General features: G+C 72.0%; 19 protein-coding genes. 9 read left to right on the plus strand and 10 right to left on the minus strand.

Going from position 1 to position 23,561, the window contains the following annotated elements:
• The first annotated feature begins 88 nt into the window (after positions 1-88).
• Genes ACIBN2_RS32115 through ACIBN2_RS32125 form a run of 3 tightly spaced genes read left to right on the plus strand, consistent with a single transcriptional unit; the run spans position 89 to position 2,477 of the window.
• Complete coding sequence (locus ACIBN2_RS32115; protein ID WP_399139660.1) at positions 89-1,267, plus strand: MalY/PatB family protein; 1,179 nt, start codon at positions 89-91, stop codon at positions 1,265-1,267.
• 55 nt (positions 1,268-1,322) lie between these two features.
• Positions 1,323-2,081 carry a type 1 glutamine amidotransferase domain-containing protein gene (locus ACIBN2_RS32120; RefSeq protein WP_399139662.1) on the plus strand — a complete coding sequence of 253 codons (759 nt, stop codon included), beginning with the start codon at positions 1,323-1,325 and terminating at the stop codon, positions 2,079-2,081.
• Positions 2,082-2,090: 9 nt separating this feature from the next.
• A complete protein-coding gene (locus tag ACIBN2_RS32125; protein WP_399139664.1) occupies positions 2,091-2,477 on the plus strand; it encodes a PPOX class F420-dependent oxidoreductase in 387 nt (128 codons plus the stop codon).
• Between the two features lie 72 nt (positions 2,478-2,549).
• On the opposite strand, the gene ACIBN2_RS32130 is transcribed toward ACIBN2_RS32125, so the two are convergent.
• The gene (locus ACIBN2_RS32130; protein ID WP_399139665.1) at positions 2,550-5,324 is read right to left on the minus strand and encodes an alpha/beta hydrolase family protein; all 2,775 of its coding nucleotides are present in this window, start codon (positions 5,322-5,324) and stop codon (positions 2,550-2,552) included.
• A gap of 187 nt (positions 5,325-5,511) precedes the next feature.
• On the opposite strand from ACIBN2_RS32130, the gene ACIBN2_RS32135 reads away from it, so the two are divergent.
• On the plus strand, positions 5,512-6,858 hold the full coding sequence (locus ACIBN2_RS32135) for a Gfo/Idh/MocA family oxidoreductase (RefSeq protein WP_399139666.1): 1,347 nt from the start codon (positions 5,512-5,514) through the stop codon (positions 6,856-6,858).
• A gap of 5 nt (positions 6,859-6,863) precedes the next feature.
• Here the strand turns inward: ACIBN2_RS32135 and ACIBN2_RS32140 are convergent, their stop codons facing one another.
• Both ACIBN2_RS32140 and ACIBN2_RS32145 read right to left on the minus strand, forming a co-directional pair.
• On the minus strand, positions 6,864-7,277 hold the full coding sequence (locus tag ACIBN2_RS32140; RefSeq protein WP_399139668.1) for a Zn-ribbon domain-containing OB-fold protein: 414 nt from the start codon (positions 7,275-7,277) through the stop codon (positions 6,864-6,866).
• A 138-nt stretch (positions 7,278-7,415) separates the two neighbouring features.
• A complete protein-coding gene (locus tag ACIBN2_RS32145) occupies positions 7,416-8,084 on the minus strand; it encodes a TetR family transcriptional regulator (RefSeq protein ID WP_399140228.1) in 669 nt (222 codons plus the stop codon).
• A gap of 218 nt (positions 8,085-8,302) precedes the next feature.
• Here ACIBN2_RS32145 and ACIBN2_RS32150 point away from each other — a divergent pair, with 218 nt between their 5' ends.
• Positions 8,303-8,989, plus strand: coding sequence for a peptidoglycan-binding protein (locus ACIBN2_RS32150; RefSeq protein ID WP_399139670.1), 687 nt, complete (start codon positions 8,303-8,305; stop codon positions 8,987-8,989).
• 48 nt (positions 8,990-9,037) lie between these two features.
• Here ACIBN2_RS32150 and ACIBN2_RS32155 read toward each other — a convergent pair whose 3' ends face one another.
• From ACIBN2_RS32155 to ACIBN2_RS32185, 7 genes are all read right to left on the minus strand, one after another.
• Positions 9,038-11,335: a SpoIIE family protein phosphatase gene (locus ACIBN2_RS32155; protein WP_399140229.1), complete on the minus strand. Its 2,298-nt coding sequence runs from the start codon at positions 11,333-11,335 to the stop codon at positions 9,038-9,040.
• Between the two features lie 202 nt (positions 11,336-11,537).
• Positions 11,538-12,104, minus strand: coding sequence for an antibiotic biosynthesis monooxygenase (locus ACIBN2_RS32160; RefSeq protein WP_399139672.1), 567 nt, complete (start codon positions 12,102-12,104; stop codon positions 11,538-11,540).
• 55 nt (positions 12,105-12,159) lie between these two features.
• Positions 12,160-12,528, minus strand: coding sequence for a hypothetical protein (locus tag ACIBN2_RS32165; RefSeq protein ID WP_399139673.1), 369 nt, complete (start codon positions 12,526-12,528; stop codon positions 12,160-12,162).
• A 303-nt stretch (positions 12,529-12,831) separates the two neighbouring features.
• Positions 12,832-13,755 carry a MurR/RpiR family transcriptional regulator gene (locus ACIBN2_RS32170; protein WP_399139674.1) on the minus strand — a complete coding sequence of 308 codons (924 nt, stop codon included), beginning with the start codon at positions 13,753-13,755 and terminating at the stop codon, positions 12,832-12,834.
• A gap of 77 nt (positions 13,756-13,832) precedes the next feature.
• Positions 13,833-15,533: an ArnT family glycosyltransferase gene (locus tag ACIBN2_RS32175; RefSeq protein WP_399139676.1), complete on the minus strand. Its 1,701-nt coding sequence runs from the start codon at positions 15,531-15,533 to the stop codon at positions 13,833-13,835.
• A gap of 92 nt (positions 15,534-15,625) precedes the next feature.
• Positions 15,626-17,557: a phosphatase PAP2 family protein gene (locus ACIBN2_RS32180; protein ID WP_399139678.1), complete on the minus strand. Its 1,932-nt coding sequence runs from the start codon at positions 17,555-17,557 to the stop codon at positions 15,626-15,628.
• Between the two features lie 196 nt (positions 17,558-17,753).
• Positions 17,754-18,653, minus strand: coding sequence for an N-acetylglucosamine kinase (locus ACIBN2_RS32185; protein ID WP_399139679.1), 900 nt, complete (start codon positions 18,651-18,653; stop codon positions 17,754-17,756).
• Positions 18,654-18,890: 237 nt separating this feature from the next.
• On the opposite strand from ACIBN2_RS32185, the gene ACIBN2_RS32190 reads away from it, so the two are divergent.
• From ACIBN2_RS32190 to ACIBN2_RS32205, 4 genes are all read left to right on the plus strand, one after another.
• On the plus strand, positions 18,891-20,024 hold the full coding sequence (locus ACIBN2_RS32190) for an ROK family transcriptional regulator (RefSeq protein WP_399139681.1): 1,134 nt from the start codon (positions 18,891-18,893) through the stop codon (positions 20,022-20,024).
• Between the two features lie 274 nt (positions 20,025-20,298).
• On the plus strand, positions 20,299-21,630 hold the full coding sequence (locus tag ACIBN2_RS32195; RefSeq protein ID WP_399139683.1) for an ABC transporter substrate-binding protein: 1,332 nt from the start codon (positions 20,299-20,301) through the stop codon (positions 21,628-21,630).
• A 118-nt stretch (positions 21,631-21,748) separates the two neighbouring features.
• Positions 21,749-22,660 (plus strand): carbohydrate ABC transporter permease, encoded by a 912-nt coding sequence (locus tag ACIBN2_RS32200; protein ID WP_399139685.1) that lies wholly within the window; start codon positions 21,749-21,751, stop codon positions 22,658-22,660.
• Positions 22,657-23,559: a carbohydrate ABC transporter permease gene (locus ACIBN2_RS32205; RefSeq protein ID WP_399139686.1), complete on the plus strand. Its 903-nt coding sequence runs from the start codon at positions 22,657-22,659 to the stop codon at positions 23,557-23,559. Before ACIBN2_RS32200 ends, ACIBN2_RS32205 begins: the two co-directional genes overlap by 4 nt.
• Positions 23,560-23,561 lie beyond the last annotated feature (2 nt).

Consider the following 23,561-nt stretch of genomic DNA (forward strand, 5'->3'; position numbering starts at 1 on the left):
CGAGGGTGAGGAGTGGGTGCCTTCACCACGATGCCACTCGTGCACCGGGTCGTTCCAGGTGAGAGGTGCGGCCCCTATGTTGAGCCCCATGAACAGGATCCCGCACGACACGTCCGGTGAACCGAATCCGCTGCGCGTCCTCTCCCTCGACCACCTCCGCCGCCGTACGAGCATGAAATGGCGCACCTATCCGGCCGACGTGCTGCCGCTGTGGGTGGCCGAGATGGACGTCCCGCTCGCCGAACCCGTCGTCCGCGCGGTCACCGAGGCGCTCGCGCTCGGGGACACCGGCTATCCGGTGGGCACCGCCTACGCCGAGGCGCTCGCCGGGTTCGCGGAGAAGCGGTGGGGGTGGGACGGGCTCGCCGTCGAGCGGACCGCGATCGTGCCCGACGTCATGCTCGGCGTCGTCGAGATGCTCAGGCTGGTCACCGGGCCCGGGGATCCCGTGATCGTCAACTCGCCCGTGTATCCGCCCTTCTACCAGTTCGTCGAGCACATGGACCGACGGGTCCTGGAGGCGCCGCTCGGGGCGGACCTGCGCATCGGCCTCGGCGCGCTGGAGGACTCCTTCCGGCAGGCCGTCGCCGGCGGACGTCGCGCCGCCTACCTGCTGTGCAGCCCGCACAACCCGACCGGGACCGTGCACACGGCCGAGGAGCTGTCCGCCGTGACCGCTCTCGCCGGCCGGTACGGCGTCCGCGTCGTCGTGGACGAGATCCACGCCCCGGTGACCGCGACGGGCGCCGACTTCGTGCCGTATCTGGGCGTCCCGGGCGCGGAGAACGGCCTGTCCCTCATGTCCGCGTCGAAGGGCTGGAACCTGGCGGGCCTGAAGGCCGCGCTCGCCATCGCGGGGCCGGCGGCCGCCGCCGACCTCGCCCGACTGCCCGAGGAGGTCGGCCACGGCGCGAGCCACATCGCCGTCATCGCCCACACGGCCGCCCTGACCGACGGCACCGCCTGGCTGGACGCGCTGCTCGGCGGCCTCGACGACAACCGCCGGCTGCTGGCCGACCTGCTCGCCGAGCACCTCCCTGCCATCACCTACCGCCCCGGCGGGGCCACCTATCTGGCCTGGCTCGACTGCCGCGCGCTCGGCCTCGGTGACGATCCGGCCGAGGTGTTCCTCCAACGGGGAAGGGTGGCGCTGAGCTCCGGCATCCCCTTCGGCACCGGCGGGGCGGGGCACGTACGCCTGAATCTGGCGACCTCACCCGAGGTGATCACCGAGGCCGTGCGGCGGATGGCGACGGCGCTCGCCTGACCACATGCTCGAATGCGGGTGTCATGGACACGAGCCGGCGCTGCATGATGGCCCCATGCGCGTACTGATGCCGCTCCCCGACCACGACTTCGACGTCACCGAGGTCGCCGTGCCCTGGCGCCTGCTCACGGACGCCGGGCACGAGGTCGTGATCGCCACCGAACGCGCCGGCACCCGCCCCGCGGCGGACCCGCGCCTGCTCACCGGCGTCCTGTTCGGGCAGCTCGGCGCGGAGGACGAGCCCAAGCGGTTCTACGAACAGCTCACCGTGGCGCCCGAGTTCGGCGCCACGGCCGCCTGGGCCGACGTGGACGTGACGGCGTACGACGGACTGCTGCTGCCGGGCGGACACGCGCCCGGCATGCGGCAGTACCTCGGCTCCGCGGAGCTGCGGGAGCAGGTCGCCCGGTTCTGGGCGCTCGGCCGCCCGGTCGGCGCGATCTGCCACGGAGTGCTGGTCCTGGCCCGGACCGAGGACCCCGGCACGGGCGGCAGCGTCCTCGCCGGCCGCAGGACGACCTGCCTGCCGAAGTACATGGAACGCACCGCCTACCTGACCACCGCCTGGCGCCTGGGCCGCTACTACCGCACGTACCCGGCGTACGTGGAGGACGAGGTGCGTTCCGCCCTCGCCGACCCGGCCGCGCAGTTCGAACGCGGCCCGCGTGAGCTCACCCGGCGTGGCACGGCGGGCGACGACACCCACGCCTTCGTGGTCCAGGACGGTACCTATCTGTCGGCACGCTGGCCGGGGGACGCGTATCTCTTCGCCCGCCGGTACCGGGACCTCCTCGAAGCACAGGCGGGTGCCTAGACTTTCCTCATGGACCACATGTCGCTGGAGCGGCTCGGCGCCGGGAAGTACGTGCTGATCACCAGCTACCGCAAGAACGGCACCTCGGTCGCCACCCCGGTGTGGGTGGTGCGCGACGGGGACACGCTCGGTGTGTGGACGGCCGCCGACTCGTGGAAGGTGAAGCGGATCCGGGCCCGCAAGGACATCCTGATCGGCCCGTGCGACCTGCGCGGCCATCCCACCGGCACCCAGGTCCCGGCCGTCGCCGAGATCGGCGACGAGGAGACCGTCGCCCGCTACCGCCGGCTCATCGTCCGCAAGTACGGGATCGTGGGCCGGCTCTCCCTGTTCGGCAGCCGGTTGCGCAGGGGCCTGAAGGGCACCGTCGCAATCCGCGTCACGCTCGCGCCCTGAGACACGTGCGGCCGTGCCGGTCCTCCGTGAAGGCGGAGGACCGGCACGGCCGTCACCACGGCGTGCGCGGGTCTACGACGCGTCGAGCACGGTGCCGTTCAGCACCGCTCCGCCGGGCTGCGGGTCGCCGTTGTCGTCGGTCGCCTGGAAGCGCACCGACTCGGCGGGCTCCGCCACCCGGTCCGTGATCGTCGGCAGGCTCACCTCGGCACTCAGCGCCCCCTTGGGCACGTTCGTCGTCAGATAGAGGTACTTGATCGACGACAGCGGGCGCTCCGGGTCCGGCGACTCGCCCGTGGCGTCGGCGAGCCAGGCCGGGTCGACGTCCCTGGTGGACAGCTCCGGACCGGTGACCGGGACGACGACGAAGATCTCGCCGAGGTCCACGTCGGCGGCCTGGGACAGCACCACCTTCCACTTCAGCGGCTGCCCCTCGGTCACCCGGTCCGCCACCGGCGTCACGGTCACCTTGGGCATGGGGTCGTCGTTCAGCACCGTGACCCCGCCGCGGTACGAGCCCACGACGGCGCCGTGCACGGCCTTCACGAGCACCGTGTCGTCGACGTCGTAGGAGTAGCGCGTGTTGCCCTTCACCTGGACCGACACGTCGATGTCGTGGCCGCCCCGGTGCACCGTCACCAGGTGCTCCTTCGCCTTGCCGGTGTCCGGGTCGACGACGTAGACGCGGACCTCGCCATTGCCCTGTCCGGACACCTGGACCGGCACGCGGTAGGTGCGGACGCCGGAGTCGCCCTCCTTGACGGTCGTACGCCCGAGGTCGACGCGCGGCAGCGCCGCGGCACGCACCGCGGGAGTGCCGGGGCGCCACCCCCAGGCATCCATCAGCCAGGCCTTGCCCGAGTGCGAACGTGGCGTCAACTCAAGGGACTTGACGTGCGCGAGGTCGAGGCCCGCCCGGGTCGCAGCCGACAGCGGGACGCGCACCTCGCGCGCCCAGTAGGAGGTGGTCCGTTCCGTGCCGGGCAGGCCGTCGACGGCGACACCGCCGAGTGCGGCCCGCTTGCCATGGGTGTCGGTGACGGACACGTCCAGCTTGGTGCCGGTCGAGTTGGGCGGCACGATCACGCGCAGGGAGAGGTCCTTGGCGCCGTCGAGCGACACCGGTGTCCCGGGCCGCATCTGCACCGCGGAACCGGGCGCCGACCAGCGCAGCGCGACCGCGCGGCGGCCGACCTCGCGGTCCGTCTCCCACTGCGCGAAGTGCGGCGAGGCACCCTTGGTGCCGGACGCGAGGCAGGCCACGCCGTTGTCCGGGTCCACCGCCGAGCACAGCCGTCCGCCGGTCACCGTGACCTTGCCGTCCGGCAGGAAGGCGCCGGTGCGGTGCGCGCCGACGGCGTGGGTGAGCACCCGCGCCGGATCGGCCGAGGGCGCCCGCCGGCCGGACCCGTCGAGCAGCGGCCGCACACGGTCGTCGCCGGCGACGAACAGCCGGGCCGCGGCGGCGATGTAGGTGCTGCCCGCCTTGTGCTGCTGGTCGGCGGTCAGGCGCGTCGCGGTGCCCGGCGAGCACACCGGGTCCCGCTGGTCGGGGTCGTTGTAGAAGTCGTCGTCGGCGGGCGCCTGCGCCTGCCCCGGCGTCCACTCGGTGTTGAAGAAGTTGTGGTCGGCGCCCACCACGTACACCGCGCTGTGCAGCGCGGCGCCGCGGCTGACGGCGCGGGTGCCGTCGACGTACACCTCGCCCTGGAGGTCGGAGACGTCGCCGTCGCAGCCGGGCAGGATCGTGGCCGAGGGCACGTCCGCGACCGGATTCTGGCCGAAGATCGTCGGTCCGATGAGGACGGTGCCGCGGATGTGCCAGCGCACCCGGCCGTGGTAGCCGTCCTGCGCGGCGGGCGGCGGATAGAGGCTGTCCATGGCGGCGCGGTTCACGCCCTCGCCGCCGCGCGAGTGGCCCACGAGCAGCACGCGCGAGAGGTCGGCCGGCGGCGCGTTCCGTACGACCGCGGGGGCCGAGGCCGGGTGGGCCGCCCAGTCGGCCCAGTGCGCCAGGTGCTGCCGCACCAGCGAGGAGCGGGCCTGGGCGCCGCCGTCCTCGGCCCGGTCGTCCTGGGCGTTGATGCCGTTGGCGGAGATCGACACCGTCATATAGCCCTGAGACGCCAGGAGTTGCTGGTCGCGCAGATAGCCGCGGTAGCTCGGGATCGGCTTGGTGCCCTGCGGGCAGGGCCAGTCGCCGGTCACGTCCTGACCGGAGTAGCAGGTGGAGTGGCGGCCGTGCAGGAACAGGGCGAGCGGGCGGTGGCCGGTCGCGCCCTGGGGAGCGACCACCACGGCCTTCATCTCGACCGGTTCGGGGAATCCGGGCAGCCGTACCGGGGCGAGGTCGTACTCCCCGGTGGTGGTGCGGTACGAACCCGGTGTGCCCGGGTCCACGGAGTTCGCGGGGAGCCGGGCGGGCGGCGCAACCGCCGCGGAGCGCCGCCCACCCGGGGTCTCGGTACGCCCGGCGGCATCCAACTCTCGTCCGCCTGCGCGTACATGAAGATCTGTCAGCCCGCTCGGCGCTCCGGCTCGGCGGAGGTCCAGGCGGAACGTACGGCCGTCCTTGCCGGGGCGCGGAACGCCCAGCATCCGGTCCTTGGCGTAGAACTCGACGCGTGCGTCGGTCATCGGCACCGGGGCCGTGGAGCGCCAGACCAGCTGCCGTCCCGCCCCCTCACCGGTGATCTGCCAGCCGGGAGGCAGGCCACCGTCCTTGTCCTGGGCTGTGGTCGACGGTCTGGCGTGCGGCGGTGGTGCCGCCTGTGCCAGCCCTGGCGATCCCCCCGCCACCGCGAGTACCGCCGCAGCGGTGACCCATATTCGCCGGGCACGGAACAACGTCGCCCTCCTCAAGTCGGGAAACAGGGGCGCCCCGTGGTCAGCGGGGGCCGCTCGTGCCCCGGAGGACGGCGGGGTGAGCCTGTGGGTTGCCTGTGGCCGGGGATTCGCCAGGTGCCGGGTGGTGCGATCAGGCCAGCCGGCGGCGCGGCGAATGGGCGTCGGACGCGGCGGACAGGAGCCTGCCATGAGCCGAACTCCGTTGCGCGCGGCCGTCGTAGGCACCGGCCACCGTGCGCAGAACTTCACCCGCGGTCTCGCCGCGCGCCCCGGCCACCGGGTGGCCGCCCTGTGCGACCCGAGCCCGACCCGGATGGCCTTCCACAACCGGCTGCTGGCCGCCGCCGGCGAACCCGCCGCCACCACCTGGGAGCCGGACCGCTTCACCGGCATGCTCGCCAAGGAGGACATCGACGAGGTCGTCGTCACGACCGTCGACGCCGCACACGACCGCTACATCGTGCCCGCGCTCCAGGCGGGCTGCCGCGTTGTCACCGAGAAGCCGATGACCGTCGACGCGGACCGCTGCATCCGCATCCTCGACGCGGTGAAGGAGACCGGCAACTCCCTCACCGTGGCCTTCAACTACCGCTTCAACCCGGTGCACGAGAAGGTCCGCGCCCTGCTCGCCGACGGGGCGATCGGCGAAGTCCTCTCGGTCCACTTCGAATGGCTCCTGGACACCCGCCACGGCGCCGACTACTTCCGCCGCTGGCACCGCGAGAAGCAGTACAGCGGCGGTCTGATGGTGCACAAGTCGAGCCACCACTTCGACCTGGTCAACTGGTGGCTGGCCGACGAGCCGTCGGACGTCTTCGGCTACGGGCGCCTCGGTTTCTACGGCCCTGAGGCGGGCTCACGCCACGGACTGCGCCGGGACTACGACCGCGCCCACGGCGCCGCCCAGGCCGCCGACGACCCGTTCGCGCTGGACCTCGCGGGCAACGACACCCTGCGCGTGCTGTATCTGGACGCCGAGCAGGACGACGGATACCTCCGCGACCGCAACGTCTTCGGCGGCCCGGTCACCATCGAGGACGACATGGCGGTCCTGGTCCGCTACGCACGCGGCGCCACGATGACGTACCACCTGACCGCCTACTCCCCGTGGGAGGGCTACCGGGTGATGTTCAACGGCAGCGGCGGCCGTCTGGAGCTGGAGGTCGAGGAGAGCCGGTGGACTCCGCCGCGGGATCCGGTCGCCTCCAGCAGCGGTGCGCTGCACGGCGACACGGCCGCGGAACACGCGGGCGGCGCGCGGCTCACCCTGCGCCCGCTGTGGCGGCCCCCCGTCGACGTCCCGCTCGACGCGAGTCACGAGGCGCACGGCGGGGGAGACCCGCGCATGCTCGACGCGCTGTTCGGACCCGTGGGCGCCGGACGCCCGGCAGCGCCGGACACTGCAGCGCATCCGACGGCCACCGAACGCGACGGCGCGCTCGCGCTCGTCGTGGGAGTGGCCGCCAACCGCTGCTTCGAGACGGGGCGGCCGGTCGCCGTGCGGGAGTTGATTCCCGGACTCCGGGAGGGGTGAGCCGATCAGGTCCAGGCGCGGTAGGGCTCGTCGACCAGCTGGAAGACGGGCTCGCCGCGGACCGGGTCCTTGGCGGTCGACAGCCGGACCCGGTCACCGCTGTGGATGCCGATCAGCGGGCCCATGACCCGGCCGCGCACGACGAAGCCCTCGGCCATCTCGACGAGCGACACATTGCGCGCGGCGGGGGTGTTGCGGTGCACGACGGTCGCGTGGCGGACCGTGCCCGTGCCCTCGCTGCGTTCCGTCCGCAGATCGCCGCCCTGGCAGACCGGACACAGCAGCCGGTGGTACATGGAGGTGCCGCACCAGGTGCAGCGCTGGAAGAGGAGCGTCTCCGCGTCGCGCGTCGCGGGATCGAGCAGGCCCGCCGCGGAGCCCGCCGCCTGACTGGCCACGTTTCCTGTGTAGCTGTACACGCTGGTCAACTCCCTGCGCCTCGGCCGGAATCCCACGTGCGCGGATGAACCGTGCACGGACGTGCCCGGTTGACCGTGCCACCGTGCACGCGACCAATGTATGGCACTCAGTGCCACTCGTAAAGGCACTGCGTACCCTCAATTTCGCCCGAGCTCGGACTCGATCTCCTGGACGACCCGCCACAGGGGTGCGTCGCGCCGGGCGACGACGACCACCACGTCCTCCGGCCCGGTGCTCGCACGGGGCGCGGACGGCGTGCCGAAGGCGGACTGGACGTAGCCGAGGGCGTGGTCCACCGCGGCCTCGGAGTCGTCCCGGCCGTCCGAACGCAGCCAGGAGCGCAGTGCGTTGTTGTGCGCGGCCACCACGGCGGCCGCGATCACGTCGGCCTGCAGGATGCCGTCGCGCCGGCCGGCGAACCGTGCGCGCAGGTACTCCGCGAGGGCGCGCTCGTAGCGCCACACCACGGACAGCTCGTACGCCCTGAGGCCCGGCACCTTCTTGGTGAGCCGGTAACGCTGCACGGAGAAGGCCGGGTTCTCGGCGTACATCCGCAGCACGAGCCGGGCCGCGTCGCAGACCCGCCGCACGGGCTCGTCGTCCTCGGCGCTCGCGGCGAGGAACGCCGTCATGTCGGCCAGGCACCGCTCGTGGTCGGGGAAGACGACGTCTTCCTTCGACGGGAAGTAGCGGAAGAACGACCGCCGTCCGACGCCGGCGAGCGCCACGATGTCGTCGACCGTCGTCTGCTCGTAGCCCCGCTCCAGGAAGAGCTGGAACGCCGCCGCGACCAGCGCGTCCCGCATCGGTGGCTTCCCGGCCGCCGCCTCCGTAGTCATGAACGGAACGTAGCACCGGTACGGCACCTGTGGCACTCAGTGCAGGGGTGTCGGGGAACTCAGTGCTCTCACCGTCCGCGGCGCACGGGTGTCCGGTACCCGGCGCTGAACTTCCGGGGCGGCGGCCGCGTATCACTCGTCGGGGGACGGCGGAGGCCCCTGCCAGGGGGCGGAAGGAGAGCACTGTGCCCACACCGGCCGGTTCCGGGTCGCCGCACGACCGCCCGCCTCTGGAACCCATCCGCGTCCTGCGCCCACGCCGCACCGACGCCCTCGCCGAGCTGTTCAAGGAGATGGAGCAGAGCCGCGAGGAGCTCGAATCCGTCGCCGTGCCGGACCCGCGGTCCTGGGACGAGGGCGAGACCCAGGAACTCCCGCGCGTGCGCGGCGACGACCCGGCGGCGCGCGGCGGCGGGCGCCGGGAACCGGAACGCCGCTGGGGGTTCGGCTCCGGACTGCGCCGTGCCGCGATCGCCGTCGCCGTCTCGGCGGCCGCGCTCGTCGGCTTCGGCTGCGCCCTTCTGCTGCCCGGCCGCGGCGACCACGCCGCCGCGCAGCCGCCCCGGCCCACGGCGTCCGCCGAGCCGACCGCGACCGCCTCGGCGGCCGCCACCGACGCGTCGGACCCCGACGGCCCGGGCACCCTGCGCGAGGGCGACAGCGGCCCCGGTGTGACGGACCTCCAGCAACGCCTGCTGCGCGTACCGTACATCTACCCCGGCGGCTCCACGAGCGGCACCTACGACGCCACCCTCAGGGCCGCGGTGGCCCGCTTCCAGCTCTGGTACGGCATCAGCGGCGACGAGACCGGTGTCTACGGCGACGACACCAGGCGCTCCCTGGAGTCACGGACGTCGTACGGCACCGGCTGAGGCGCCGGGAGCGTGAGGCGCGGTGAGCGTGAGGCGCGGTCGGTCCGCCTACTCCGATTCCAGCGGGGCCCTGAGGTCCAGCACGCAGACGTCGTCCCGGCGTTCGCCCTCCAGCATGGAGGCGAGCAGCGGCCCCAGGGACAGCGAACCGGGCTCGTCGGTGTGGCTCAGGACGGCGTCGGCGAGGCGTTTCAGGCCCCGGTCGATGCTCTCCCCGGGCCGCTCGACCAGGCCGTCGGTGTAGAGGAGGACACGGTCGCCCGGTGCGAGACGGCACACCGCCTCCTCGTAGCCGGGCGCCTGGTTCGCCCCGAGCAGCATGCCGCGGGGGCGCTCGAGAAACCGAACCTGGCCGTCGCGCAGCAGCAGGGGCGGCGGATGACCGGCCTGGGCCCAGACCAGGCGGCGCTCGGCCGGGTTGTAGCGGGCGAGGACCAGGGTCGCGGTGCCGTGCGAGTCGCGGGAGTGCAGCAGCAGCGTGTTGAGCCGGGCGAGCGCGCCCGTCAGCGAGGACCCGGTGATGACCATGCCCTTGGCGGTGAACCGGAGCTGGGCCATCGTGGCGACCGCGTCGATGCCGTGTCCGGCGACGTCGCCGACCATGAACAGCGCGTCCCCGTCCGGCAGTTCGATGGCGCTGAACCAGTCGCCGCCGACGTGGACGCCCGACTGCGCGGGCAGATAGGCGACATCGACGCGCAGGCCCGCGAGCCGCACCGGCCTGGTGGGCAGGGGGAGCAGCGCGTGCTGGAGCCGGCCGGCCAGGGTCCGCTCGGCGCGCAGCACGTCGTGCTGGGTGAGGATGGCCCGCTCGCTCTCCACGAGGGCGAGTTCCGCGCTGCGCTGTGCGGTGAGGTCCTGGACGACGCCGTGCACTTCGACGGTCACCCCGGCGGAGTCCGGCACGGCCTCGGCCACGGCCCGCAGATGCCGCAGTCCGTCCGCCGTCCTGACCCGGAAGGGGACGTCGAACGTCCGCCCCTCCGCCAGGAGTTCGCCGATGGCGTGGGTCAGCGCGGGCACGTCCTCGGGCAGGGCGAGAACGGGCAGTTCGGTCAGTGCGACCGGCCCGTGTGCCGGGTCGCGGTCGAAGAGGGCGAACACCTGGGACGACCAGGTGACCTCGTGCGTGACCAGGTTCCAGCTCGCCCAGCCCAGGCTGCCCAACCGCTGCAGATCCGCCAGGCGTTGCTCCTGGCGGTCGGAGGAGCCGTGCCGGACCCAGGTGACGACCAGGCCCTCGCCCAGCCGCGCGGCCCGCACCGTGTGGCTGAACAGCTCGGTGACGCCGTCCACCATCTCCTGACGGCCGAACGGCTCGCTCTCGTACGGCGTTCCGGTGGTCAGCGCGTCCTTCAGGCCCTGCCACATGGGCTCGTCCGTGAGCGCCGGGCAGCATTCGCGGAACCGCCGGCCGATCAGTTCCCGTCCGGCGCGGCCGACTGCGTCGACGGCCTGTGCGGTCGCCGCGTCGATGCGGTAGTCCTCGATGCCGCCCGCCGCGGCCCGCACCGGCGCCAGCAGCATGGCCGCCTCCGGCAGCGCGTCGAACACGGCCTGCACGGCGTCCGCGGAGGCGTCGGCGGTGCCCTGGGGGCGGATGCCGATCGCGAGCAGCCGGCCGGCGCAGAGCCTGACCACCGCCTGGAGATGCTGCCGGGTGCGCGCGGAGAACGGCCCGACACGGGAGCGCAGGACCCCGACGCACACGTCGGGCCCGTCTCCGGTGGGCACGGGCAGCCAGGCGCGGGACTGCCAGAGTCCGGTCGGGTCCATCAGCAGGTACGTCTTGCGGTCCGCCTCGGCGTCCTCGAGCCAGCGCGGTTCCCCGGTCCGCAACGCCTCGAGCGGGGCGATTCGGCGCAGCGGCGGCACCTGGCGCCACTGAGCGGCGAGGATCTCGTCGACGCCCGCGTGCCCGATGAGTTCGAGCTCTCCGGCGGGCAGCCGGGCGTAGATCATGACCGCGTCGGCGTCCACCTCCGGCGCGAGATGCGCCAGCAGGCACCGGGCGAGATCCTGCGGAGTGGCGACGCGGACGAGCTCCCTGCCGAGCGGGCCGAGATCCGCGGGACCGCCCTCGGAGTCCGCCGCGTCGTGCGGGGGCTCGGCCGTGGACGCGGAGCGGACGGCGGGTGCCTGCTCCTCGGCGGCGCCGACCGTGGCCGGAACAAGCGTGCCGAGGGTGATCCAGCACTCCTCCAGCAGCGAGCGGTTGCCCGCCTCGGCACGACGCTGCAGTTCGTCCTCCGCGGCGTCGGGGGAGCAACTGGTCAGTGCCATCACGACGCCCTTGGCCTGTTCGACGACGGCTGCCTTCGCCGCCAGGTCGCGCAGCCGGTCCATCTCGGCGCGCTGTCTGGCGACCACCTTGGCCAGCGCGACGGTGTCCGGCGCGGCGCGGGATTCCGCACCCGGTGCGGGCTCGCTCGTCACGGGTCGAGCATCGCACATCGAAGGCGTTCCGATCGCGGTCTTGCCGACTCCGGTTCCACCGGGGAACGCACGGCCGAAGACCTGGTGGCGGCGCTTCGGCCGCGCATGTGGATCAGTCGTCTGGCGGCCGGTACAGCCACAGCCGAAGCAGCCTGCTGAGCCGTGGCATGACGAGGTACGTCAGCACCGGCAGCAGCACCAAGGGGAACACGGCCGCGCGCAGCGGCAGCGGCCACATCGCGGTGCGGGGCGTCACCAGCCACTGGATGAGCAGGGTGCAGGGATAGGCCCCCAGGAAGGTGGTGAGCACCATCTTCCAGCGCGGCGGCGACTGCACCGTGGTGCCGGGCAGGCTGAACCAGGTCTCCATTCCGGTTGTCGACTGCCGCTCGCTGCCGATCTCGGTGGCGATGTCCTCGATCCGCGCGTGCCACGACGCCCGCTCGTCGGACTCCAGCCATGTGGCCAGCCGGCGTGCGTCGGAGAAGCGGACCACCGCGTGGTAGCGGTGCCCGCCCTCGGGGCGCAGCCAGGCGACGCCCTCATTGCCGGGGAACCGTCTGGCGCAGCGGGTGATCCCGCGGGTCCAATCCTCGAAGTCCTGCTCCCGGCCGGGGCGCACCTGCCAGGTGAGAACGCTGGTGACCGGTCTGCCTCCGCGCAGCTGGGTGGTGCTCATGGTCACCACGTGTGCCACGCGTGGCACGGATCATGCATCGGGACCGGAGGCGTCTTCAGCGCCCGGAGTCGATCAGGGCCTGGCTGACCGCGCGGACGCTGCGTGCGATGTGCTGGAGCTGCATGACCTCGGCCGCGTACAGCTTGATCGTGTGCTCGATGACCGACTCCTGCAGGCCGAGCGCCGGCAGGTCGGCGCGTGCGGTCTGCAGGGCGGTGCGGGCGACGCGGATCTCCTGCTGGACCTGGATGTGCGCATGGCGGGCGAGCAGTACAGGATGGCGGATCAGCGCCGGGTAGCTGCCGTAGCGCGCGGGCACCAGTTCGCGCAGCCACTTGGCCGCCGAGCGCTCCCAGTCGTAGGAACCGGGCTGCTTGACCTGGCACGGCCAGTCCGGGCTGATGCGCGTGGTCGTCAGTTGCATGATCGTCGCTTCCGGTCTGCGGCGTCGGGAGGGTGGTCCGACATGGGGCGGGCGGCCCCGGCCTAGGGGATGACCGGGACCGCCAAGGGCCTCGCACGGACGAGGCCCGCCCGGACACCACGAGCGCCGACGCGGGTAGGTGACGGCGGCTCCGGGGGTGTCCGGGGTGACGCCTGAGCAGTATTTATATATGCCGTCCGCTTTGCAAGACGCATGAAAACATTCATGCGCGATATGTAGCGAAAGGTCCCTTTGTAATGTGTGAAAGGCGGAGTGAGTGGTGTTGCTCCTGAGCGCGGCGGCTCAGTCGCGCAGGAAGAACTGGTGCTGCTCGGAGATCTGCTCGTACTCCTCCAGGCGCGCCTGGGTGCGCTCGGGGTCGGCGTCGGTCATGGCCTGCAGCAGCGCGGAGGAGATCACGCCGGGCGCCGCGTAGGTGTCGAAGACCAGGCGGGAACCGGTGCCGGTGGCGAAGACGACCTCCGCCTCGGCGGCGACCGGGCCGAGCGCCAGATCGGTGACCAGGGCGATCCGCAGCCCGGCGCTGCGCGCGACCCGCACCGCGGTGAGGGTCTCCTGGGCGTGCCGGGGCATCGAGAACGCCAGCACCCATGTACCGCCCGCCTCACGCGACTGCAACAGCGCGTCGTAGGCGACGCTGCCGCCCCGTGTCACCAGCCGCACGTCCGGATGGATACGGCGCGCCGCGTACGCGAAGTACTCCGCGAGCGAGGCCGAGATGCGCAGCCCGAGAACGGTCAGCGGGGTGGACGCCGACAGTTTGCGGCCGAGGTCGATGACCTGGTCGGGGTCGGCGAAGTCGCGCCGCAGGTTCTCCAGGTTCTCGATCTCCGCGTCGACCGCCGCCTGGAGCTCGTTGCTGACGTTCTCCTCGGTCGCGCCGGGTCCGCCGGCCAGGGTGCCGAGGGCGATCGACTGGAGCTTCTCGCGCAGCGCGGGGTAGCCGCTGAAGCCGACCGCGGCGGCGAAGCGCGTCACCGAGGGCTGGCTCACGCCGACCCGTTCGGCGAGGTCGGTGATCGAGAGGAAGGCCGCCTCGGTGATGTGCTCGATCAGGTACTGGGCGATACGCCGCTGACCGGGAGAGAGCCGGGGCCGGTCGAAGAGCGTCCTGAGCTGGGAGGCCGGGGCGGCCTCGACTTCGGGTGCGGTCTTGCCCGAGGTGATGGCGGATGCCTGTGCGCGTGCCTGCTGCGGCGATGGCACCGGCGCGCCTCCTTTGTCTCCCACAGTGCCTCAACATAGCTCACGCACCGTCGTGACCAGGGCTTGTAGCGCACGTCTCACCGCCGGTAGATCGTGATCGAATACCCCACCTCGTCGATCGCGCGACTGCTGTGGAGCAACGCGGCCAGCCGGCCCCGCGCCTTGGCCGCCGCCGAGTCCGACACGACCAGCAGGCCGCGGACCTGACGAGGCACCACCTCGCGCGGGTCGCGGGCGTCGATGCCGTAGTACGCCGGCACGCCACTGCCCTTGTAGACGAGCCAGATCCGCTCGCCCCGGTACCGCTCGTGCAGCCGGTCCGCGAGCCGGCCGAGGTCCTGGCCCCAGTCCACGTTGGAGTCGTGCAGCCGCAGATGCGTCTGAGCCGGACCGCCGAACGCCTCGTTGGAGTACGGCAGGTAGTACGGAAACGTCCGCAGCGAGCTGACCGCGACGAACAGCGCCAGCGCGCCGGTCACCCAGGGCGCCCACCGCCACCGCACCGTGAGGACGCAACCCGCGGCCACCGCGAGGAACATCGGCACGAAGACGGCGTACCGGGTCCCGAAGTCACGGGACCCGGTCATGGCGGCGGCCAGCAGCACGGCGGCGGGCACCAGCACATAGGGCGCCGCGGGCCGCAACCGCCGTACCGCCACCAGCACGACGGCACCCGCGGCCCACAGGGCGAGCATGCCGAGCGGCGTCTTCACCAGCAGCGCGGCCGGCAGGTAGTACCACCGGGACCCCGTGTACAGATGCCCGAAGAGGAAGCCCTGCCAGGGGTAGTCCTCCAGCCCGAACTGGATGCGCATGCCGTCCCGGTAGGACGCCGGCAGCGGCATCAGCCGCACGAGCAGCCCCTTCAGGCCGTGCACCGCGGGCACGGGCTGGTCGGGCGCGGGCGTCCAGCGCAGCCGCGGATCGACGACCAGATACGACACCCATACGACGGCCACCGCCGTGACGGCGGTGACGAGCGCCGCCACGGTGGCCCGCACCAGGGTCCTGCGCCGGTCCGTGGCGCCCGCGTGCCACACCGACCAGGCGGCCAGCGCCATCAGGACCGGAACCACCGGCAGCACGTTCATCTTCGTGGCCAGGGCCGCTCCGAGCGCGGCACCGCCCAGCGGCACGTACAGCCGCGGCCTGCGCCGCGCCCGCCACAGCAGCCACGCCGACGTCAGCGCGAAGCCGGCCGCCGGCACGTCCAGCGTGGCCAGCGAGCCCTGCGCGATGACGTCGGGGGAGAAGGCGTACAGCGCGAGGGCCGCCAACCCGGCCACCGGGCCCGCGAGTTCACGGGTGAACGCGAACACGACGAGCCCGAACAGCAGGGTCAGCACGATCATCGGCAGCCGCGCCCAGAACATCAGCCGCCACGGGTCGTTCCCGGACTCGTACAGCAGATGCCGCCCGACCTGGCTCTGGCCGCCCTTGTACGCCGTGTCGACGTGCGGGCCGGCGATCGCCACCCCGGCGGCGACGATCAGCTTGCCGAGCGGTGGATGCTCGGGGTTGAGGCGCACGCGGTGCTCGTGCAGGTAGTCGGCGGCGGTGGCGACGTAGATGGGCTCGTCGATGGTCGGCGTCTGCTGCACGGCCGTGGTGACCATGGCCGCCGCCATCTGACCGAGCAGCACGACCACCAGCAGCGGCACCAGCCACCGCCGTCCCGGCCGTCGCGACGGCCCGGCGGCCGGCGCCCGTCCCGGCGGATGCTCCTCGTCGTCGCGTGTGCCCGGCTCGAGGACCGAGTGCTGTTCGTGCGCCATCATCCGCCCCGCGGTGACACCGGCCGCGAGGGGGCGGGGGTGATGTGGACCCGTCCCATGGGCCCTACTGTCGCACCAGCACCCGCCCCGGGGCGTCACCGCTTCAGGAGTCGTACCGACAGACCTTCCGTCGTGTAGACGGGTACGGCCCGCAGCCGCTCGGAGTTCAGCTCGACGCGGTCGAACGATCCGCGCAGCCGCGGGGCCGACAGGACGCGCACCGTGCTGCCCGCGGCCGGCGGCCTGCGGTCGTCGAGCCGCAGCGACAGCGCGCTGCCCGTGCCCAGCAGGGCGCGGCGCGTCACCTCCAGGGCGGGCTCGTGGCCGGCGCGCAGCGTCAGCTCCAGAGTGGCGGACTCCTGGGAGTACACGCCGTGCACCCGCACCGGCTGCTCCGCCCGCAGCGTGCCGCCCGACACCCGCACGTCGCCGTGGCCCAGCGCGTGGGACGACGCGGCGACCAGCGTGCCGCCCGCCACGACGGTGCCGCCGGTGTACGTGTTGTGGCCGGTCAGGGTGAGCGTGCCGGACCCCTGCTTGGTCAGCCCGCCGTCCCCGTCGATGTCGTTGCGCCAGCTGTCGGCCGCGTGGAAACCGCCCGCCGCCGCGTCCAGCGTCACCGTCACGTCGGAGTCGAAGGCGCCGTAACCGTCCGCCGCGGCGAACAGGTCGAGCCGGCCCCACTGCTCGAAGCCGTCGAGGAGCACGTACCCGGAGGGCAGCGCGGTGGTGCGCAGCACCTCGCGGCGCCGGTCCGCGTCGAGGTACGGCAGCCGCGTCTCCAGCAGCACCTCCGCGCCCTTCGGCACGGTGAGCGGCAGGCTGCCGCCCTGGCGGGTCAGCACATAGGTGAGGTGGGGCCCGACCGCGCGGGCGTTGGCGTCCCGGTCGGCGTAGGCGTCGCTCGCGTCGGAGTGGGCGTAGGCGAAGAGCGTGTCGGCCGTGGTGCCGGTCCCCGCGGTGAAGTAGTCCAGGGCCTGGGCGCGGGCCGCGGCCTTGAGGGCGGCGTTCGCCGGGTCGGCCAGGGTGGCGGCGGCGAGGGCGGTGGCCATGATGCGGCCGCCGAGGACGTCGACCGTGGAGTGCATGCCCGCCACGATCCGGGTGTGGCTGAGCTCGAAGGCGCGCGTCACCAGCTCCTGGAACCGCTCGGGCACGGCGTACGCGTACGCCAGGCACGCCAGGTGGAAGGCGTTGGTGTGACCGCTGGGGAAGCCGCCGTCGTCCACCGGGCTCGTGCTGCGCTGGCGCAGCAGCTGCGGCGCGACGGCCACCTTGGAGTCGTAGACGGGGAAGCCGAGCGCGTCCGTCCGGCCGGTGTCGACGACCTCGCTGTCCTCGTTCATGCGCCATGGGCGCGGGTACTGGTAGGCGTACTTGGACGGGTTGCCGGAGGCGTACGGGCCGCGCACCGTGTCGACCAGTTCGGCCACCTTGCCGAGCGCGGAGTCGTGCGACCCGGCGCCGAGCGCGGAGCCGGCCGGAGCGTCGGCGGGCACGGCGTCGTCGATCTTGGCGGGCGGCGTGCCGTCGGGGGCGACGGTGATCGACGTGACCGCCTTGGCGCCCGCCCGGTAGAGGCCGGCCAGGGGGCCCAGGCCCGCGATCATCGCGTAGCTCTGGTGCTGGCGGTCGTAGAGGAACGCCTCCTTCGCCTCCGCGTCCGTGCGCGCACCCGTGATCGCGGCGCAGTAGCGCATGTTGGCGCGCAGCACCTCGGGCCGCAGCGGTGCGCCGGTGTTCCAGGCGCCGCCGGTCTTCCAGACCTGGGCGAAGCCGCCGAGGGCGCGGACGACGGCGTTGGTCTCGGGCGTCAGGTTCGCCGGGACGTTGGTCCGGTAGTCGTCGACGAACGTGGCCGGCGCGGTGGCGGCCTTGGCGTCGGCGGCGGTCAGCCACGTCACGAAGGTGGGCGCGGCCAGCACACCGGCCGACGCGCCCAGGGAGGTCTTGAGGAATCCCCGTCTGCCGACGGCGAGGCGACCGGCCGGCGAGGAGGAGGAGCCGTACCCGGCTGATGACGGCATGTGTGTGCCTCTCTTGAGTTCTGCGGCCCTGCGGCCGGAAGGAAGAGCGAGCAGAAGTGCCTTGCGGGACGCATGGGACGGGTGAATCCGGTGGGTCCCGTGAACCTTTGAGCGAAGATCTACGGTCGGGCCCTGACCCGTCGGCGAGGGGCCGGGGGCCGGGACGTGGCGGGTGCGTGAACGCGGGCCGGCCCGTTCACAGGATCGAGCGGGCCAGCGCCACGGCGCCCTCGACCGGCGGCACCCGCAGTGGCTGCGGGCGCGCACCCGGTACCGACGCGGCGAGCGAGGCCACGAAGGCGTCGTACAGCGGGGGTTGGGCGAGGATCGTGCTGCCCGCGACCACCACGTCGTCCACCGCGACCCCGCGCCCGGCGAGCCGTTCCACGAGCCCGGCCAGCGAACGGCCGGCCTCGGCGATCACCGCACGAGCGAGCGGTGAGCCCGCCTCGGCGGCCGCGAACACGGCCGGCGCGTGCCGGCCCCAGTCCGCGGACACGTCTGCGGCGCTCTCCAGCGCGGCGCCGAGCGCCGGTACCTCGGGGACGCCGAAGGATGCGAGCAGAGCCCGGGCGAGTGCGTCGGGCTCCTCCCCGCGGTCGTGCGCCGCCCACGCGGCCCGCGCCGCCTCACGTACGAGACCCGCGGCGCCGCCCTCGTCGCCGAGCACCGCGCCCCAGCCGCCTACCTGGACGGTGCCGCCGTCGGGCAGTCGGCCCACCGCGACGGACCCGGTGCCGGCGACCAGGCCGACGCCCTTGTCCAGACCGGCGGCGGGCACCAGCAGTTCGGCGTCGCCGACGACCGAGGCGGGCACGTCGAAGTGGAGTTGCAGAGCGGTACGTATCTGCCCGCACTGACGCGGTGTCTCGCAGGCGTGGCCGCCCACGGCGACGGCGGACGGGCGTGTGCCCGCGGGCAGCGCCGCGGCGACCACCGCGGCCAGCCGGCCGGCCGCGGCCACGGGGTCGTGGGGTCGCCAGCCGCTGCTCGTCCGCACATGGTCGGCGACGCGGGCGGAACCGGCGTAGGCACGCAGATGTGTCTTGGTGCCACCCACGTCGATGCCGACCACGAGGGGCGTGGAGTCCTGCACGGAACCTCTTTCGTCGTTGTGCTGCATGTGCGTTGCACTGCGACGGCGGGCGAACCGTGCCTGGAACAAGGAGAGTTGGGGAATTCGGGAAGCCCCGGGACGGGCCTCTGACGGACACGGCAGGCGAGTACCGTGAAGTTCGTTAGGAAGTTAACTAACGAAGTACAGTGCGTCAAGAGGTGTCGCGCACTCGATCACCGAGCGACCCTGACCTGTGGGAGAACCGTGATACACGACGTGGCGCAAGCCCCCCGCCTGACCGAGAGCGCGAGCGCTGTGTTCGCCGTGCTCGCCGAGGCGGGCAGCGCGACCCGGCCGCAGCTCGCGAGCCTGGCGGGTCTGTCCAAGCCGACCGTGTCCTCCGCCGTCGCCGAGCTGGAGGGCGCCCGGCTCGCCGCCCACTCCGGCACCGCCTCCGGTGCCACGGGCCGGTCCGCCGCCGTCTACGGCCTCGGACCGGCCGCCGGCGCGGTGCTCGCCGTCGACCTCGGCCCCGCCGTGACCCGGGTGCGCGGCTGCGCCCTGGACGGCACCCTGCTCGCCGAGGCCACGGGGACCCGGCCCGAGGCCCCCGACGTGGTGCGCGAGGCGCTGGCCGCGCTGCCGGACGGGGCACCGCTGCGCACCGTCGTCGTCGCCGTCGGAGATGTCACGGCGCGGGGCAAGGAGGGCTTCGGCGTGCGCCCCGCGACGGCCAAGGCCGGTCCCGTCTTCGACGCCATGGCCGTCGCGCTGCCGCCGGGTGTGCCGGTCCACCTCGAGAACAACGTCAACTGCGCCGCGCTCGCCGAGCTGCACGAAGGCGCCGCGCGCGGCCGGCACACCTTCGGCTATCTGCGCATCGGCGTCGGCATCGGTCTCGGCATCGTGGTCGGCGGGCAGGTGCTGCGCGGGGCCAACGGCGCCGCGGGTGAGCTGGCCCGGCTGCCCTACCCCTGGGACGAGGGCCGCGAGCCGCGCCACGAGGCGATCGAGGAGTACATCGGCTCGCGCTCGCTCCTGCGCCGGGCGGCGGACGCCTGGCGGGACCAGGACGGGCCGTGCCCGCGCACCGCCGAGCAGCTCTTCGCCCTCGCCGGCGAGGGCCGGGAGACGGCTCGTGGCGTGCTCCGCAGGCATGCCGCGGACGTCGGCCGGCTCGCCGCCGCCGTGACCGCCGTACTGGACCCCGGGCTGCTCGTCCTGGGCGGCAGCACCGCCGCCGACCCGCAGATTCTTCCCGGTGTGCGGGCCGAACTCGCCCGGCTGAGCTGGCCCACCGAAGTGGTCAGCAGCACCGTCGGTGACCTCGGCACGGTCGTCGGCGCCACCCGGCTCGCGGTGGCCCGCGGAGTCCAAACCGTGACCGAGGCCGCGCGGGCGAAGGATTGACGGCCTCCGACTCGGTCTGCCAATGTCCGGACAAGCGCTTTCTAAGTCGGTCGGGACACCGGCTTGGGTTGGCGTCCCGCCCGTACGCGAAGTACGGCAGCCGCACGAGGGCGTGCTTGTGCGGCGACGGCCCTGACGGCCGGGGATCCCACCCTTCGAGGAGCGAGCGGCCGGGCGAGGCCGCGCCCCCGGAAAGCGAAATCTCCTGCAAAATGCACCCGTGCCGCCTCGGTCGGCGCCGTGCTCCGTCCCCTATGACGAAATGGGATCGAAGATGACCAGTGTGGGTGTGCGGCGCTCCCGCCGACTCGGCCGCGGCGGCATACGCCGGGTGATTCCCCTAGCTGCCGTGGCCACGGCAGGTGCCCTTCTGCTCTCCGCGTGCGGCGGGTCGGGATCCGGCTCGGGCGGAAACGCCAAGTCGCTGACGTTCTGGATCTCCACCGTTCCGGGGCAGGACGCGGGCTGGAAGAAGCTGGTGGCGCAGTACAAGAAGGAAACCGGCGTCAAGGTCAAGCTCGTCAACATCCCCTACGACGGCTACCCGACGAAGCTCCACAACGCCGCGCAGGCGAACTCGCTGCCCGACGTGGCGGACGTGCCGGCGCTGGACCCGATCTGGTCGAACAAACTGATCGACCTCAGCTCCATCGCCGGCAACAAGAGCTACAACATCAACGCCAACTTCCTCGCCAAGGACTCGTCCGGGAAGGTGCTGTCCATCCCCTCGGACGTCACCGCGTCCGGCCTGTTCATCAACAAGACGCTGTTCAAGAAGGCCGGCGTCTCCGTCCCGGCCTCGCCCGACAAGACCTGGACCTGGACCGACTTCATCAAGGCGGCGGACAAGGTCCGGGAGAAGACCGGCGCCAAGTACTCCCTCACGTTCGACCAGTCGCCGTCCCGGCTCCGCGCCATGGTGTACGAGATGGGCGGGAAGTACGTCCACGCGGACTCCTCCGGCAAGTTCTCCGTTGACGCCGCGACCAAGAAGGCCGTGAAGTACTTCGTCGGACTGAACGACGACAAGACCATGCCGAAGTCGGTGTGGACCAGCGGCGCGGACCCGTCGGCGATGTTCCAGAGCGGTGACGTGGTCGCCTACTGGTCCGGCGTGTGGCAGGTTCCCGCCTTCGCGCAGAGCATCAAGAAGTTCGACTGGGCGAGCGTCCCGACTCCCGCCGAGCCGGTGCAGGCCAGCGACGTCAACAGCGGCGGCATGATGGTGGGGTTCAACAACAACGGCGCCGCCGCCACCGCCGCGAAGAAGTTCATGTCCTGGGTGTACGAGCCGAAGCAGTACACCGAGCTGGTCGAGACCTCCGGGTTCCTCCCGGTCGAGAGCGGCCTGAGCCCGAAGTACCCCTTCACCTCCGAGGCGGCGCAGGCGGCGTTCAAGCTGTACAACGAGGAGATCCCGCTCTACGCCCCGATCTCCGGGTACTTCAACACCGCGCAGACGAAATGGGTGCTGAAGGGCAAGAGCCTGACCACCGACCCGACCAAGACGGAGCTCGGCAAGGCGGTCAACGGCCAGCAGTCGGCCGACAAGGCCCTGCAGAACATCGTGGACGGCTACAACCAGCAGGTCGGCGGCGGATCGTAGGCCACAGGGCCGGGCGGCGGGGTCGAGACACCGCCGCCCGGCCCTCGGGCGCCCATGTGATGCCGGGCTCATGGCCTGAGCCCACAGCAATCCATTCCACCAGCACGGAGTCAGGAAGATGACAACTCACGCCTCGGACCTGTCCGTGAGCCCGCCCAGGAGACGCAACAGCTACACCATCGCGCCGCTCGTCCTCATCGCGGCCAATGTCGTGCTCTTCGCGCTGTTCTTCCTCTGGCCGGCGGTGATCGGGCTCGTCTACTCCTTCACGAACTACACGGGGGTAGGGGCGTTCCAGTTCGTCGGACTGTCCAACTACCACAACCTGGTCGGCGACTCCACCTTCTACGACGCGCTGATCCGGACGCTGCTGTACACCGTCCTCTTCGTTCCGCTGAACTTCGCGCTGTCGCTGCTGATCGCCAACGTGCTGGTGAGCAAGCACGCCAAGGGCGTGTCGGTCGCCCGCGTCGTCTTCTTCATCCCGTGGCTGCTGTCGCCCATCGTCGTGGGCGTCCTGTGGCGGTGGCTGTTCGGTGAGAACTTCGGACTGGTCAACTACGTCATCGAGAAGCTCGGCGGGCACGCCGTTCCCTGGCAGTCGAACGCGAACCTGTCGCTCGTGGTGGTGGTGATGGCGGCGTCCTGGGCCTGGACGGGCTTCTCGATGCTGCTGTTCATCGCGGCGATCAAGAACGTACCGAAGTCGTACTACGAGGCGGCCTCGCTCGACGGCGCCGGTCCCTGGCGCCAGTTCATCAGCATCACGCTGCCGAGCATCGCGCCCACCTCGTTCATCGTCATCCTGCTCAACACGATCAACGCGATGAAGGAATACCCGCTGTTCGTCTCCCTCAACAACGGCGGACCCGGAACGTCGAACAACCTGCTGGTCCAGTACATCTACCAGACCGGCTTCCAGCGGGGCCAGATCGGCTACGCGAGCGCCGCGTCGTTCGTGCTCATGCTCATCCTGATGACCGTCGCGATCATCCAGCTGATCGTCAACCGGCGGGTGGAGAACCGATGACAACCACAGACATCCCACGCCCGGTCGACGCCGCTCCCGGACGGACCGTTTCCAGGAAGCGGCCCCGTGGCACGAGCCGTGGCGGGCTCCGGCAGGCGGTGTCCGCGACGACACTGCTGTGGATCCTGGCGTGCCTCTACGGGCTGCCGGTGCTGTGGTTCATCCTCAGCTCCCTCAAGCCGGCCGGCGACCTGTTCTCCTATCCGCTGACGCTGGTTCCGCACAACCCCACCCTGTCCGGTTACCTGACAGCGTGGCGCAGTGCCAACTTCTCCCAGTACTTCGTCAACACGACCATCGTGTGCGTGATCACGACGATCCTCACGGTGGGAGCCAGCTGCTGCACCGGCTACGCGCTGGCCAAGTACGACAACAAGTGGCTCAAGGTCTTCTTCATCTGCATCCTGGCCACGACGATGCTGCCGTCCGAGGTCATGCTCGCCCCGGAGTTCCTGGTGGTCCGCAACCTCGGCCTCTACAACTCGTTCGGCGGCATCATCCTGCCGGCCGTGCTCACCGCGACCGGATGCTTCATGTTCCGCCAGTTCTTCCTGACCGTCCCCGACGAACTCGTGGAAGCCGCACGCATCGACGGCGCCCGCGAACTGTCGATCTTCCTGCGGATCATGGTGCCGCTCTCCCGGCCCATCATGCTGACCCTCGCCATCCTGTCGTTCCAGTGGCGGTGGAACGACTACATCTGGCCGCTCCTGATGCTCAACGACCCGAACAAGTTCACCGTGCAGATCGGCATTCAGAGCATCGTCGGCGCGCAGAACATCAACTGGTCGGTCCTGCTCGGCGCATCGGTCATCTCCATGATCCCTCTGATCGTCATCTTCCTGGTCTTCCAGCGCTACGTCATGGGCGCCGACATCAACGCCGGACTCAAGGACTGACC

This window comes from Streptomyces sp. NPDC050534 (genome assembly GCF_044457745.1).
Classification (GTDB): domain Bacteria; phylum Actinomycetota; class Actinomycetes; order Streptomycetales; family Streptomycetaceae; genus Streptomyces.

Excerpts from the sequence above, each read along its gene's own strand:
- ACIBN2_RS32115 (WP_399139660.1), top strand. The coding sequence starts at position 89 with ATGAACAGGATCCCGCACGACACGTCCGGTGAACCGAATCCGCTGCGC.
- ACIBN2_RS32120 (WP_399139662.1), top strand. The coding sequence starts at position 1,323 with ATGCGCGTACTGATGCCGCTCCCCGACCACGACTTCGACGTCACCGAG.
- ACIBN2_RS32125 (WP_399139664.1), top strand. The coding sequence starts at position 2,091 with ATGGACCACATGTCGCTGGAGCGGCTCGGCGCCGGGAAGTACGTGCTG.
- ACIBN2_RS32135 (WP_399139666.1), top strand. The coding sequence starts at position 5,512 with ATGAGCCGAACTCCGTTGCGCGCGGCCGTCGTAGGCACCGGCCACCGT.
- ACIBN2_RS32145 (WP_399140228.1), bottom strand. The coding sequence starts at position 8,084 with ATGCGGGACGCGCTGGTCGCGGCGGCGTTCCAGCTCTTCCTGGAGCGG.
- ACIBN2_RS32155 (WP_399140229.1), bottom strand. The coding sequence starts at position 11,335 with ATGGACCGGCTGCGCGACCTGGCGGCGAAGGCAGCCGTCGTCGAACAG.
- ACIBN2_RS32160 (WP_399139672.1), bottom strand. The coding sequence starts at position 12,104 with ATGAGCACCACCCAGCTGCGCGGAGGCAGACCGGTCACCAGCGTTCTC.
- ACIBN2_RS32165 (WP_399139673.1), bottom strand. The coding sequence starts at position 12,528 with ATGCAACTGACGACCACGCGCATCAGCCCGGACTGGCCGTGCCAGGTC.
- ACIBN2_RS32175 (WP_399139676.1), bottom strand. The coding sequence starts at position 15,533 with ATGATGGCGCACGAACAGCACTCGGTCCTCGAGCCGGGCACACGCGAC.
- ACIBN2_RS32180 (WP_399139678.1), bottom strand. The coding sequence starts at position 17,557 with ATGCCGTCATCAGCCGGGTACGGCTCCTCCTCCTCGCCGGCCGGTCGC.
- ACIBN2_RS32195 (WP_399139683.1), top strand. The coding sequence starts at position 20,299 with ATGACCAGTGTGGGTGTGCGGCGCTCCCGCCGACTCGGCCGCGGCGGC.
- ACIBN2_RS32200 (WP_399139685.1), top strand. The coding sequence starts at position 21,749 with ATGACAACTCACGCCTCGGACCTGTCCGTGAGCCCGCCCAGGAGACGC.
- ACIBN2_RS32205 (WP_399139686.1), top strand. The coding sequence starts at position 22,657 with ATGACAACCACAGACATCCCACGCCCGGTCGACGCCGCTCCCGGACGG.